The following is a 12,754-nucleotide window of genomic DNA, read 5'->3' as shown; positions in this document are numbered from 1 at the left end:
ATTTAGTGGCGAGCGTCGCGTGTTCATTCGACTTCACAGGCCGATAAAAAGACCCAGCCAGCGCGCAACCGTCCTGACCATCCAGATCAGGAACACGAACGACGCTGTGCCGGTGGCGGTGACGAGCGCTGCAGAGGCGACGAGGAGGCCGGTTGTGAGATTGCGCCTGAACCGGTAACGTTTCGGCTCGAGTGCTCTATCCATGGCGGAGAGCGGCGATCAGCCCGCGAATGGTGAGCGTGATATAAAGCATACCCGCCATCGCCATCAGGATTCCGGTGCCAAGAGAGCTGAGATTGCTCAGCGAAAACAGAAATGTATCAGCCGCCGTCATCGGCAAGACCCTTCAAGAACAGCAAAATTTCAGTCCGTTCTAAATCGTGCCGGTTTCCCGCATATGTCCCGATTGTTTCGTCTTGTTGCTGCCGCGGGGCGTTTTCGTGATGGCGTGGCTTTGCGCGATTGCCGCAAAGCCCTTCACAAGTCCGTCGGTTTGGTTTAAAGCCGCTCCCCGTAATCCGGTCGCAGCCCACCCGGTCAAAACAAGGGATCCCAAATTATGAAAACCATCGTCATCTGCTCCGGCGGATTGGACTCCGTTTCGCTTGCGCATAAAATCGCGGCGGAACACGAACTTCTCGCTCTCGTCTCCTTCGACTATGGCCAGCGCCACAAGAAGGAGCTGGATTTCGCGGCCGATTGCGCAAGGCGGCTCGGCGTGCCGCATCACGTCATCGATATCCGCACCATCGGTACGCATCTCACCGGCTCGGCGCTGACGGACGACATTGCGGTGCCGGACGGGCATTATGCGGAAGAGACCATGCGCTCCACCGTGGTGCCGAACCGCAACGCCATCATGCTCACCATCGCTTTCGGGCTGGCTGCCGCACAGCAGGCGCATGCGGTGGCGATTGCCGTGCATGGCGGCGATCACTTCATTTACCCCGATTGCCGGCCGGGCTTCATCGACAGCTTCAATGCCATGCAGGCGCATGCGCTGGAAGGTTATGCCGACGTCAAGCTCTTCGCGCCCTATGTCACCGTTTCCAAGGCTGCGATCGTGACCGACGGCGTGAAATATGGCACGCCCTTCGGCGAAACATGGTCCTGTTACAAGGGCGGCTTGCGTCATTGCGGTCGTTGCGGCACCTGCGTGGAGCGGCGCGAGGCCTTTCATCTGGCCGGCGTCACCGATCCGACCGACTATGAAGACCCGGATTTCTGGGTGGCGGCCACCCATGCCTATGCGGCGCAGGAGGTGCGCTGATGTTCCGCATAACCAAGGAATTTCACTTCTCCGCCTCGCACCAGCTGAAAAGCCTGCCGTCGGACCATCAGTGCAATCGCCTGCACGGGCATAATTACATCGTCGAGATCGAGCTTGCGGGCGAAGCGCTGAACGAGCACGGTTTCGTGCGCGACTATCACGAGCTTGCACCGCTGAAGCGTTATATCGACGATCAATTTGACCATCGCCACCTGAATGACGTGCTGGGCCACGACCGGGTGACGGCGGAATGTCTGGCGAAGCATTTCTACGACTGGTGCAAGGATCGCCTGCCGGAAACCAGCGCCGTGCGGGTCAGCGAAACCGCCAAGACCTGGGCGGAATACCGGCCATGACGGCGGCTGCACACAAGATTGCAGCCAAGGAAACCACGATCCGCATCAGCGAAATCTTCGGTCCGACCATTCAGGGCGAAGGCGTGCTGATCGGTCTGCCGACCGTTTTCGTGCGCACTGGCGGCTGCGATTACCGCTGCTCCTGGTGCGATACGCTGCATGCTGTTGACAGCGAATACCGCGATACATGGAAGCCGATGCCGGTCGAGGCGATCTGGCAGGAGGTGCGGCGGCTTTCCGGCGGCGTGCCGCTGACGGTCTCGCTCTCAGGCGGCAACCCGGCCATCCAGCCGCTCGGGGCGTTGATCGCCAAGGGGCAGGGCGAGGGATATCGTTTCGCGCTGGAAACGCAGGGCAGCATCGCGAAAGACTGGTTTGCCGATCTCGACCATCTGGTGCTGAGCCCCAAGCCGCCATCGAGCGGCATGGAAACGGACTGGCAGGCCTTAGAAGACTGCCTTGCCGCCGCCGGCAACGGACCGCAGGTGGCGCTGAAGATCGTGGTGTTCGACGATGCGGATTATGCCTATGCCAAGGCGGCATCCGCGCGTTTCCCGCATCTGCCCGTTTATCTCCAGCCCGGCAACCATACCCCGCCGCCGCCGGATGACGACGATGCGCGTGTGGATATCGATGGGGTGATGGACCGGATGTTGTGGCTGGTGGACAAGGTCAACGAAGACCGCTGGTTTTCTGCCCGGGTGCTACCGCAGCTGCATGTCCTGTTGTGGGGGAATAAGCGCGGGGTTTGAGGGAGTTATAAGTTCCCTCCGTCATGCCGGACTTGATCCGGCATCCAGCCACGGCGCGTCTGCGCCGTGAAAAGAGTCTCTTGCGATCAAAGACTTGATCGCGCTGGACCCCGGATCAAGTCCGGGGTGACGGAGAGCGAAGAGCCCTTTGCAGCAATCCATGCGGCGGCTTGCGCCGCCGCACTTTCGCAAATCAGGCCGAAACGGCCAGTTCGCGCCTCTCCCGATCCGCGATGATCGACAGATCGAGTACCTTCTGCAGATTGGCCGCATGACGGAAATCCGGATCGGCAGGGCCGCCTTCCATGACGGCCTTGGCGAATTTTTCGTAATTCGTTGCCACGGGGTCGACATCGATCGTCTTCCAGATCGCCTTTTCCACATCCTCGCCGATGCAGGCACGCAGGCTGGAATAGTCGGGCGTGTGGATGACTTCCAGCGCGCCCTTGTCGCCATGGATGCGCAGACGAAGTTCGTTGAGGTGACCCGTCGCCCAGCGGCTGGCATGGATGACGCCCATGGCGCCGTTTTCCAGTTCGGCGGTCATCGTGAAGCTGTCATTGGCGTCGAGGTCGTAGACGCCGATCTTGTTGCCTTCATATTTGTCGAAGGTCTTCAGCCGCGTGAAGATGCGCTCCACATCGCTGCCCGCGCCATAGGAGGCGAAGTCGAGAATGTGGATGCCGACATCGCCCAGCACACCATTCGAACCGTGCTTGGTGGAGAGCCGCCAAAGCCACTTGCTCTCCGTCATCCAGTCGCCCCAGGCCTTGGAAACGAGCCAGCTCTGGAGATAGGAGGCTTCGAGATGCCGCACCTTGCCGATCTCGCCTGCCAGCACCATCTCGCGCGCCGCCTGCAAGGGAGCGACGTTGCGATAGGTGAGGTTGACCATGGCGACGAGGCCGGCCTTTTCGGCGGCATCGGCCATTTCGGCGGCCTTGGCGTAGTTTTCCGCCAGCGGCTTTTCGCAGAAAACATGCTTGCCAGCCGCCAGCAGCTTCAGGCTGGTGGGATGGTGGATCGCATCCGGCGTGACATTGGCCGCCGCATCGAATTCACCCCAGGCAATGGCGTCATCCAGTGAGGTGAAGGAGAGCGGAATGTTGTGGCGCAGCGCAAAGCCCCGCACCACCACATCGTCCACATCCACCGCCGCGACCAGTTCGACGCCGGGGATTTGCGAGAAATAAGTGGCATGGTTGTTGGCCATGCCGCCGGTTCCGAGAATGAGAAGTCTCATGGCTATTTACCTGTAACCTGCTTCGCCTGCCTTGTGCAGCTTGGGGCCGCGTTCCTCGATCGGCTCCAGAGCCTTGTCGACGGGAACATTGGGGGCATTGTGAATGCTTTTCAGTGCGCCAACGGGATTATAGGCCCATTTCACCGAGTTGCTGATGACCTTCTGCACATTGGCGTCGTGATAGGTCGGATAGGTCTCGTGGCCGGGGCGGAAATAGAAGATATTGCCCGCACCGCGACGCCAGGTGAGACCGGACCGGAAGACTTCGCCGCCCTGGAACCAGGAGATGAACACGGTTTCCAGAGGCTCCGGCACGGAGAACTGCTCGCCATACATTTCCTCGTTTTCCAGCTCGAAATGTTCCGGCAGGCCAGCGGCAATGGGATGGCGCGGATTGATGGTCCACAGACGCTCGCGTTCGCCCGCCTCACGCCATTTCAGCGCGCAGGGCGTGCCCATCAGGCGCTTGAACGGCTTGGAGAAATGGCCGGAATGCAGGACAATCAGACCCATGCCTTCCCAGACGCGTTTTGCAACGCGTTCGACGATCTCGTCCTGAACCGCGCCATGGTCCTTGTGGCCCCACCAGACCAGCACATCGGTCTTGTCGAGGCGCTCCTGCGAAAGCCCGTGTTCCGGCTCCTGCAGCGTGGCCGTGGTGGCGGAGATCTCGGGATTCTGGTTCAGCGCATCGGCAATGGTGTTGTGCATGCCGTTCGGATAGATCGAACGCACCGTTTCATTGATGTGTTCGTGGATATTTTCGCCCCATACAACGGTGTTGATGGTCATTTTCATGCTCCTCGGTAAAAGCCGGTACCTTGGGTGATCCCGGCGAAAGTTAAATCTTCAGGCAGCACCCCGGGCGGGATTGCGCGCAAGCGTCCGACCCTCGGCGTCGAAGCGGTGGATCTGTGCTGCATCCGGCGCGATGGCGATGCGTTCGCCGGCCTTGCGGTCTGTGACGCCCTCTTCGCGAACGACGACGGGTTCGCCGGCACCGATCTCGACATAGACGTAGCTGTCCGATCCCAGCATTTCCGAATGGACGATCTCGCCGCTCCAGCCGCTGCCATCGGTGACGATTGTAATGTGTTCGGGACGGACGCCGATGGTTTTGGCGCCTTCTGCTTCGGCATATTTGCCGGCGAGGAAATTCATCCTCGGCGAGCCGATGAAGCCGGCGACAAAGGTATTGACCGGGCTTTCGTAAAGCTCCAGCGGCGTGCCGATCTGCTCGACGCGGCCATCGCGCAGCACGCAGATACGGTCGGCCAGCGTCATGGCCTCCACCTGGTCATGGGTGACGTAGATCATCGTCGTGTCATGCATCGAGCGGTGCAGCTTGGCGATTTCGAGACGCGTGGCGACACGCAGCGCCGCGTCGAGGTTGGAGAGCGGCTCGTCGAACAGGAAGACCTTGGGATCGCGCACGATGGCGCGGCCGATGGCGACGCGCTGGCGCTGGCCGCCCGAAAGCTGCTTGGGCAGGCGTTCCAGATAGGGCGTGAGCTGCAGCATATCGGCCGCCGCTTCGACGCGGTTCCGGCGTTGTTCCTTGTCCGCGCCCGACAGTTTCATGCCGAAGGCCATGTTATCGAACACGGTCATATGCGGATAAAGCGCATAGGACTGGAACACCATGGCGACGCCACGCTTGGCGGGCGGCAGGCGGTTCACCGTCTCGCTGTCGAAGGAGAGCGTGCCACTGGAAATTTCCTCCAGCCCGCAGATGAGGCGCAGCAGCGTGGACTTGCCGCAGCCTGAGGGGCCGACGAAAACCATGAATTCGCCGGAGCGGATGTCCATGTCGATGCCCTTGATGACTTCGAAGGCGCCGAAGGATTTGCGAAGATCGCGCAGTTGAATGGTGGTCATGAATTTTCTCCTAGCCTTTGACGCCGCCGGCGGTGAGGCCGGAGATGATGCGTCGCTGGAAGATCAGAACGAGGACGACGAGCGGAGCGGTGACGATGACCGACGCGGCCATGATCGTTCCCCACGGGATTTCGAACTGCGAGCCGCCCGACAGGAGTGCGATGGCGACCGGCACCGTGCGCTGTTCGTTCGATGAGGTGAAGGTGAGCGCGAAGAGGAACTCGTTCCATGCCGCGATGAAGGCGAGAAGCCCTGTCGTGACGAGCGCCGGCCACATTAGCGGCATGAACACCTGGGTGATGATGACCCAGGGCGTTGCGCCATCGACGATCGCCGCTTCCTCGATCTCGATCGGCAGGTCGCGCATGAAGGTTGTCAGCACCCAGACCGTGAAAGGCAGGGTGAAGATCATGTAGGAAAAGATCAGCGCGAGCGGTGTGTTGAAGATGCCCGCCCAGCGGATCAGTTCGAACAGGCCGGCGAGAACCGCGATCTGCGGGAACATCGAGACCGACAGGATGGTAAGGAGCAGCAGCGCGCGACCCCGGAAGCGGACGCGTGCCAGTGCATAGGAAGCCGTGACCGCCAAAAACAGCGACAAGACGACGACCGACGAAGCGACCATCAGCGAGTTGCCGAGATTACGCAGGAAGCTGCCATTGCCAATGACGAAGTTATAATTGGCAAGCGAGAATTCGCGCGGCCAGTAGTTGATCTGGAACAGCGCCGTTCCCGATTTCAGGCTGGTCAGGATCGCGTAATAGAACGGAAAGACCGAAATGACGATGATGACGGCGACCAGCGCGTAAAAGGCCGTGGTCTTGACGATATCGGTAAGGGTCATTGCGCGGCTCCATCGGTGTTGACGCGCCCGAGCCACATATAGATGACCGTGATCGAGGCGATGATGAGGAACAGCATGGTCGAGGCCGCCGCGCCGTAGGAGAACTTGTCGAAATCAAACAGGTTCTCGCGTGCAAGCACGGACATGGTGCGGGTCTGGGCGTTGTTCGGCGTCAGGATGTAGATGAGGTCAAAGACGCGCAGCGCATCCAGCATGCGGAAGATGACGGCGACCATCAGGGCCGGGCGGATCATCGGCAGGGTGACGCGGAAGAACACTTTGACGGGGTGGATGCCATCCACCTTTGCCGCCTCATACATGTCCTTCGGCACCATTTGCAGGCCGGCGAGGATGAGCAGCGCCATGAAGGGCGTGGTCTTCCAGATGTCGACGATCAAGACGGCGACCATTGCGGTTTCCGGATTGGCGGTCCAGGCGATCTTGCTGGAGATCAGTCCCAGATTCAGGAACAGGTCATTTAGAATACCGAACTGGTCGTTCAGCATCCACGCCCACATCTGCGCCGAGACGATGGTAGGAATGGCCCAGGGCACGAGAATGGCGGCGCGGACGAGGCCGCGCCCCTTGAACTCGGCGTTCAGCACCAGCGCGACGATGAGGCCAAGCACCGTTTCGAGGCTGACGGAGACGATGGTGAATTTGAGCGTGTTGAGAACCGCGCCCCACCAGGCGGGATCGGCCAGAAGGCCGCGATAGATGGTGCGGCCGCTGCTGAGCGTGATCCAGGTCAGGTAGTTCTTGAGGCCGACAAATTGCGCTCCCTCGAGATTGGTGAGCGAGGCGTCGGTGAGGCTGAACCAGACGGTGCGCACCAGCGGCCAGCCGGCCACCAGCGCCAGCACCAGAAATGTGGGGGCAAGGAACAGCCAGGCGGATTTAAGACGTTCCGACTGCAGATCGGAGCCGGCGCGGGATGTTACGACCGGTCTTTGAAGGGCGATGTCGTTCATGAGGATATCTCGCGGTTGGAGCGCGGGAAACGATCGGTCAAGACCGCCGCCCGCGCGGGCCGGATTACCAGCCGTTGCCTTTGAGATCGGTCAGTTCAACCTCGAGAAGTTCGAGATTTTCAGCCGCCGTGCCGTTGCCGGAGAGCGTGTTGTGCACGGCACCCCAGAACTTGGCTGAAACCTCATTATATTTCACCTTGGCGGAGGCGGACGGACGCGGAACGGCGGTCTGGAAGATCGGCTTCCATGTCGGCATGAAGGGCTGCGCGTCAGCAACATCCTTGTCATCATAAAGGGATGCGATCGTCGGCATGTTGGAAAGCTGGATCGCACGCATTTTCTGAGTGTCTTTCGACGCCAGGAATTTCACGAGCTGGATGGCGGCTTCCTTGTCGTCCGAATATTTCGAAACGGCGAGGTTCCAGCCGCCAAGTGTCGAGGCTGGGGCCTCGCCTTCAGCGCCGGCCGGAAGCGGCGTAACGCCGAACTTGCCCTTGATGGCACTGTCGGCACCATTTCCAAGCGCATAGGCATAGGGCCAGTTACGCATGAAGACGGAGTTGCCGGTCTGCCAGACGCCGCGCGCTTCCTCTTCCTTATAGGCCAGCACACCCTGCGGTGCGATGGTGCCGACCCAGCCCTTGGCCGCTTCAATCGCGGCTGCGGCTTTCTCGTTGTTGATCGAGATATCGCCATTGGTCTCGACGATATGGCCGCCGCCGGCGGAAGCTATCCATTCCAGCGCGTTGCAGGTCAGGCCCTCATAGGCGCTGCCCTGGAAAACGAAGCCCCAGAGGTCCTTCTGTCCGCCTTCGCGTTCCTTGTCCTGAATTTCCTTGGCGGTCTTGCTCAGTTCCTTCCAGGTCTTCGGCGGCTGCTTGCCGTATTTATCGAGCAGGTCCTTGCGATAGAAAAGCGCCGGTGCGTCGGTGAACATCGGCATGGCGACGAGCTTGCCGTCAACCGTCTGCGACGCGACGATGGAGGGGAAATGATCGCCGATAACGTCCTTCGTCGCCTCGGTCAGATCCACGAATTGCTCGGCCAGCTGCGGCGCCCAGATCACGTCCGTCTGGTAAACGTCTACATCCTTGTTGCCGGCGGCAAGCCACAGCCGGTACTGGCTGAACTGTTCGCTGGATGATGACGGCATGGTGACAAGATTGACCTTGTGGCCGGTCTCTTTCTCGAAAGCGGCGATCCTTTCGCGGAAGAACGCGACGTTCTTGCCGGTGGAATTGGCGGCGATGGAAAGCTCGGCGGCTTGCGCGGAAACTGCCGCGGAAAGCACGCTTCCGCACAGGAACAAAGTTTTCATGGAAATATTCATAGTCAAACTCCTCCGTTGACGCTTCCGATCGTCCTCAAAATTGAAAGCGCTTTTGACTGATGCGAGGCTCGCAAAAGCCAGACGCTCTGTCAATACTCTTTCTAATGGTGGGGAATTCAGGTGTTTTGACACGCAATTTTTCGAGGTTTGCCTTTCGGAATAATGGGATGTAGGCTTTCTGGGGAGAGAAATTGAAATCGTTTTCAATTTTGTCGGCTTGAAAAATCCGCGGCGGCAACGCATGCAGTGGCAAATTGGCAAAAAACATGAAGCTCAAGGAATTCGCAGAAAAGGTCGGGCTGTCACCCACCACCGTCAGCCGCGCGCTTGGCGGCTATCCCGAGGTGCGCGAGGAGACGCGGCAGCGGGTGATGGAGGCTGCGCTGAAATATGGCTACCGGCCGAATGCCAATGCGGTACGGCTGGCGACCGGCAGGGCCGGCGCCATAGGCGTCGTCATGGGCCGTTCGGGTGGTGGGCATTTCTTCTCGGAGTTCATGGGTGGCATGGCGACCCGGCTGGAAGGGGAAGAGACCGACATTCTCGTCAGCGTGACCGTCGATAATAATATTGACGAGGAGCTGGCGATTTTCAGCCGGCTTGCGTCAAGCGGACGGGTGGATGGCATCATCGTGCATTCGCCGCGGCCGGAAGATGAGCGTATTGCCTTGCTCAACAGGCTCGGCGTGCCATTCATCGTGCATGGCCGCTCCAAAACGCCGTTCGAACATGCCTGGCTCGATATCGACAACCATGATGTGACCTATCGTCCGACGATCCATTTTCTGGAGCGGGGCCATCGTCGCATCGCGCTGATCAATGGCCCGACAGGCCGCACCTTCGTTCAGGATCGCGAACAGGGTTTTCGCGAGGCGCTGGCGACCCACGGTCTCACGCCGGATCCACGCTTCATGATGAGCGAGCATTTCAGCGAGGAGGCCGCTTTCCGTTTTGCCCGCTCGCTACTGGAGCAGACGCCGCGCCCGACCGCCTTTGTCGCTGGCGCGATGATGACGGCGCAGGGCGTTTATCGGGCTGCAACTCAACTGGGTCTGACGATTGGCAAGGATGTCTCCGTCATCGCCCACGATGACGTTTTTCCCTATCTCACGCCGCAAAGCATGATGCCGCCGCTTTCCACCACACGGTCGCCGATGCGCATGGCGGGCATGCGGGTGACGGACCTGCTTTTGCAGATCGTCGGCGGCCGTCCCGTCCGTGAGGTGCAGGAATTGTGGCCTGTCGAGCTGATCCTGCGGGAATCGGTCGGCCCAGCCTGAGCTTTCGGTCATAGATCACTGATTCCATTCCATTTTGTGAACGTCAATTGAATGCCGTTCGCCTTTCGTCATCTATACGGCGGCGCCGTCTCATGTATAATCGAAACTGTTACGGGCATATGGAACATGACCCGGGCCGGTGCGTTGAGGGGACGTGCCGAAGGAGGATGACGGATGTTTGAATTTCTGAAACCGCAACAGCAGACTGTGATCGATGATGTGGAAGCGACCGGCACCTATGCCGATGCGCTGCTCAACGTTCCGAGCCCGGAGCTCACCCGTTCAACGGCCCGCGAACATGGCCATGAGGCCCATTCCCGCGACTATTGCGAAAACCGCGATATTTCCCGCAGCGCGCTCGGTTTTGCCTGAGCTGTCGCAAAAAGCTTTCCAAAAAACGGAACGGACCGGCGTTCCCCGCGTTTTCCTTGCACGACCCACAGGGCGGCGCAACTGAACTCAAGGGACTTGACCGGCATTTGACCGATGGGCGAATTGGGTGTTGCGCCGTCTGAATGGCGACAGCGCACGCGCTGTCCCACGAGATGATAACGCAGTCCTGATTTAGTTGGGACAAAGAGCGTTGATATCAGGAGGCCGCAATGTCCGCCGTTCCAGCCGATCCCCGTTATGAGCCGCCGATGCCGGTGCCGCCTCAGCCCGATATACCACCTGTCGACGAACCGGAACCCGACCGGTTGCCGGATGAGGCGCCGACACCCAATCCCGACGAAAACGATGGTCCGCCGAAGGTCTTGTAATGAGTGGCTGGAAATCTTGGTCGGGTTTCATCGGCAAGACAGGGTCGCTTGTGAATGATCGGTCAAGCGCTGGCTTCGACGTCCGGTGGTCCTCTTAACTCTCAAATTTCTTGCTGACAAAGGCGGAGCCTTCAAGTCCGAAACGCCAGGGGTAATCCTGCGCGCGGCTGATACCGATGCGTTTGCCGCTTGTGACTGAGGCTGCTTCTTTTGGCAGGTGGAGAAAAAACGGCGGGGCATCTAGCGGCCTGCCGTCCATGTCTCCGGTAATGGCGAGCGCCTGACACAGCCTGCCGGGGCCGGAACATAGAAGTTTCAGCTTGTCAGTTCCCCGCCGCAGTTTCATCATCTCTATGCCGATCCTGGGTTCAATGGCGCGCAGAAGCACGGCGGAACCCGGCGCGCAGACAAAGTTGGCGCACCAGTGGATGCCGTAAGACCGGTAGACATAAAGACGACCGGCCGGACCGAACATCGCCCTGTTGCGCGGGGTCTGCCCGTTGAAGCTGTGGGATGCCGGATCGTCCGGATGGTAGGCCTCGGTTTCCACGATGACGCCGCCGGCATTGCCGATGCGAAACTCGGCGCCGATAAGGTCGCGGGCTACGTCCAGCGCATTACGCAGGAAGAATTTCTCCTGCATTTCCGGGCCAAAGGCCTGATCCATCTGGAACCCCTTCTGCTCTGCCATCGTTGTGAATTCAGGTTTCAGTGTGTTGTCGTGTCGGATGTTACGCCGATGCTTTTCAAACCGGAGGGCATGTCATGCAACTTTCCACGACCTATGTAAAACGCAATAACGAGGTGATCTCCGTGGAATTCGTCGGCAGTGACGGCGATCAGGTCTCGGTTCGCCTTGCCGATGGTCTGGAGGGGATCGGCGATGACGAGGCCATCAAGCGCGCGAGCGCGGTGATGGTTCAGCTGACGGCATTCGGAACGCGTCAGGGGGCGGATGCATCCTCGCAATTCTCCGCTCTCGGCACGGCGCAGGATGAAGCACCACATGGTCAGGCGAGTGCCCGCACATCGAAGGATCGCGACATTCTGGAGGAGGAGCTGGAAGAGGGGCTCGAAGACAGCTTTCCGGCGAGCGATCCGGTCTCGGCGACGGTCACGTCAATCGCGTCGAGAAAAGGAGGGCTGTGACATTGGCGGATGGTAAAGTCGCACTCGTCACCGGCGCTGGCTCCGGCATCGGCCGGGCCGCTGCCCTTCATCTGGCTGCGGAGGGCTTTTCCGTCGGCCTTCTTGGCCGCACGGAATCCGAATTGCAGGCGGTGGAAAACGAGATTGCCGCCGTTTCCGGCACTTCGAAGGTCCTCATCGCCGATGTGGCGGATGAGGCGGCCATGCGACACGCAGTCGCAGCGCTTGTGAGAGCTTTCGGCCGTCTGGATGTCGTGGTGGCCAATGCCGGCGTCAACGGTGTATGGGCTCCTATCGACGAGCTACTACCTTCCGAATGGGACGATACGATCCGCATCAACCTGCGCGGCACCTATCTTACCGTCCATGCCAGTGTCCCGCATCTGAAGGCGGCAGGTGGCGGCTCCATCGTCATCGTCTCTTCCATCAATGGCACCCGCACGTTCACCTCGCCGGGCGCCACCGCCTATTCCGTCACGAAAGCGGGACAACTTGCCATGGCCCAGCAACTGGCGCTGGAGCTCGGGCGTCATCGTATCCGTGTCAATGCGGTGTGTCCGGGCGAGATCGAAACGGCAATTGACGAAAATACCGACATACGCGGGCGCGACAAAACCGAGGTACCGGTTCGCTTTCCGGCGGGCGACATTCCGGTTACGGGCGGGGTGGCTGGGTCGAGCGAGGATGTGGCCGCGCTGATCGGTTTTCTGGCGTCCGACCAGTCGCGCCACATCACCGGCACGCCGGTATGGATTGATGGCGGGCAGGGGCTGCTTCGGTAACGACAGTTCCATCACAGGCTTGTGTGCATATGATTAACGAATGGGTAACGTCTGTTCACGAGACTTTGTCCATGTGCGAGGTTGCCGCGTTGTGGCCACCTTCGCTAGTTAAGCGTCTGCCGGAAAGGCGGGCAAATC

At 60.1% G+C, this 12,754-nt stretch carries 17 protein-coding genes; 8 read left to right on the top strand and 9 right to left on the bottom strand.

The annotated features are described in order from the left end of the window. Window positions 1–33 precede the first annotated feature (33 nt). On the bottom strand, window positions 34–204 hold the full coding sequence (locus tag AGR13A_RS24980) for a hypothetical protein (protein WP_167377570.1): 171 nt from the start codon (window positions 202–204) through the stop codon (window positions 34–36). Further along, window positions 197–334, bottom strand: a complete 138-nt coding sequence (locus tag AGR13A_RS24975; protein WP_167377569.1) for a hypothetical protein — start codon at window positions 332–334, stop codon at window positions 197–199. The genes AGR13A_RS24980 and AGR13A_RS24975 overlap by 8 nt, the downstream gene beginning before the upstream one ends. A 225-nt stretch (window positions 335–559) precedes the next feature. On the opposite strand from AGR13A_RS24975, the gene queC reads away from it, so the two are divergent. From queC to queE, 3 genes are read left to right on the top strand one after another with little or no spacing between them, the layout of a single operon-like run. Further along, a complete protein-coding gene (gene queC / locus AGR13A_RS16190; protein WP_080837519.1) occupies window positions 560–1,270 on the top strand; it encodes a 7-cyano-7-deazaguanine synthase QueC in 711 nt (236 codons plus the stop codon). Continuing rightward, a complete protein-coding gene (queD, locus tag AGR13A_RS16185) occupies window positions 1,270–1,626 on the top strand; it encodes a 6-carboxytetrahydropterin synthase QueD (RefSeq protein ID WP_080837515.1) in 357 nt (118 codons plus the stop codon). Before queC ends, queD begins: the two co-directional genes overlap by 1 nt. Next, the gene (queE, locus tag AGR13A_RS16180) at window positions 1,623–2,378 is read left to right on the top strand and encodes a 7-carboxy-7-deazaguanine synthase QueE (RefSeq protein WP_080837512.1); all 756 of its coding nucleotides are present in this window, start codon (window positions 1,623–1,625) and stop codon (window positions 2,376–2,378) included. Before queD ends, queE begins: the two co-directional genes overlap by 4 nt. A 193-nt stretch (window positions 2,379–2,571) precedes the next feature. On the opposite strand, the gene AGR13A_RS16175 is transcribed toward queE, so the two are convergent. From AGR13A_RS16175 to AGR13A_RS16150, 6 genes are all read right to left on the bottom strand, one after another. Then, on the bottom strand, window positions 2,572–3,621 hold the full coding sequence (locus tag AGR13A_RS16175) for a Gfo/Idh/MocA family protein (protein ID WP_080837510.1): 1,050 nt from the start codon (window positions 3,619–3,621) through the stop codon (window positions 2,572–2,574). A gap of 6 nt (window positions 3,622–3,627) precedes the next feature. Further along, on the bottom strand, window positions 3,628–4,413 hold the full coding sequence (locus AGR13A_RS16170; RefSeq protein ID WP_035220968.1) for a ThuA domain-containing protein: 786 nt from the start codon (window positions 4,411–4,413) through the stop codon (window positions 3,628–3,630). 57 nt (window positions 4,414–4,470) lie between these two features. Then, on the bottom strand, window positions 4,471–5,499 hold the full coding sequence (locus AGR13A_RS16165; RefSeq protein WP_080837507.1) for an ABC transporter ATP-binding protein: 1,029 nt from the start codon (window positions 5,497–5,499) through the stop codon (window positions 4,471–4,473). Window positions 5,500–5,509: 10 nt separating this feature from the next. Next, window positions 5,510–6,343, bottom strand: coding sequence for a carbohydrate ABC transporter permease (locus AGR13A_RS16160; protein ID WP_035220964.1), 834 nt, complete (start codon window positions 6,341–6,343; stop codon window positions 5,510–5,512). Further along, a complete protein-coding gene (locus AGR13A_RS16155; protein WP_035220962.1) occupies window positions 6,340–7,314 on the bottom strand; it encodes a carbohydrate ABC transporter permease in 975 nt (324 codons plus the stop codon). Before AGR13A_RS16155 ends, AGR13A_RS16160 begins: the two co-directional genes overlap by 4 nt. Window positions 7,315–7,378: 64 nt before the next feature. After that, window positions 7,379–8,644: an ABC transporter substrate-binding protein gene (locus AGR13A_RS16150; protein ID WP_080837503.1), complete on the bottom strand. Its 1,266-nt coding sequence runs from the start codon at window positions 8,642–8,644 to the stop codon at window positions 7,379–7,381. A gap of 266 nt (window positions 8,645–8,910) precedes the next feature. Between AGR13A_RS16150 and AGR13A_RS16140 the strand changes: the two genes are divergently transcribed. The 3 genes from AGR13A_RS16140 to AGR13A_RS16130 all read left to right on the top strand — a co-directional run bounded on the left by AGR13A_RS16140 (window position 8,911) and on the right by AGR13A_RS16130 (window position 10,685). Next, window positions 8,911–9,924, top strand: coding sequence for a substrate-binding domain-containing protein (locus AGR13A_RS16140; protein ID WP_035220956.1), 1,014 nt, complete (start codon window positions 8,911–8,913; stop codon window positions 9,922–9,924). A gap of 174 nt (window positions 9,925–10,098) precedes the next feature. Next, window positions 10,099–10,296, top strand: coding sequence for a hypothetical protein (locus tag AGR13A_RS16135; RefSeq protein ID WP_020011889.1), 198 nt, complete (start codon window positions 10,099–10,101; stop codon window positions 10,294–10,296). A 230-nt stretch (window positions 10,297–10,526) separates the two neighbouring features. Beyond that, window positions 10,527–10,685: a hypothetical protein gene (locus AGR13A_RS16130; protein WP_080837499.1), complete on the top strand. Its 159-nt coding sequence runs from the start codon at window positions 10,527–10,529 to the stop codon at window positions 10,683–10,685. Between the two features lie 94 nt (window positions 10,686–10,779). Here AGR13A_RS16130 and AGR13A_RS16125 read toward each other — a convergent pair whose 3' ends face one another. Further along, complete coding sequence (locus AGR13A_RS16125; RefSeq protein ID WP_080840236.1) at window positions 10,780–11,352, bottom strand: DNA-3-methyladenine glycosylase; 573 nt, start codon at window positions 11,350–11,352, stop codon at window positions 10,780–10,782. A 98-nt stretch (window positions 11,353–11,450) separates the two neighbouring features. On the opposite strand from AGR13A_RS16125, the gene AGR13A_RS24970 reads away from it, so the two are divergent. Both AGR13A_RS24970 and AGR13A_RS16115 read left to right on the top strand, forming a co-directional pair. Beyond that, a complete protein-coding gene (locus AGR13A_RS24970; protein WP_167377568.1) occupies window positions 11,451–11,834 on the top strand; it encodes a hypothetical protein in 384 nt (127 codons plus the stop codon). Continuing rightward, window positions 11,831–12,616 carry an SDR family oxidoreductase gene (locus AGR13A_RS16115; protein WP_080837497.1) on the top strand — a complete coding sequence of 262 codons (786 nt, stop codon included), beginning with the start codon at window positions 11,831–11,833 and terminating at the stop codon, window positions 12,614–12,616. Before AGR13A_RS24970 ends, AGR13A_RS16115 begins: the two co-directional genes overlap by 4 nt. The last annotated feature ends 138 nt before the right edge of the window (window positions 12,617–12,754 follow it).

It is taken from the genome of Agrobacterium genomosp. 13 str. CFBP 6927 (genome assembly GCA_900012615.1).
In the GTDB taxonomy this organism is placed as follows: domain Bacteria; phylum Pseudomonadota; class Alphaproteobacteria; order Rhizobiales; family Rhizobiaceae; genus Agrobacterium.
Note: the sequence above shows the minus strand (reverse complement) of the source record. Positions and strands in the feature narration are given on the sequence as shown.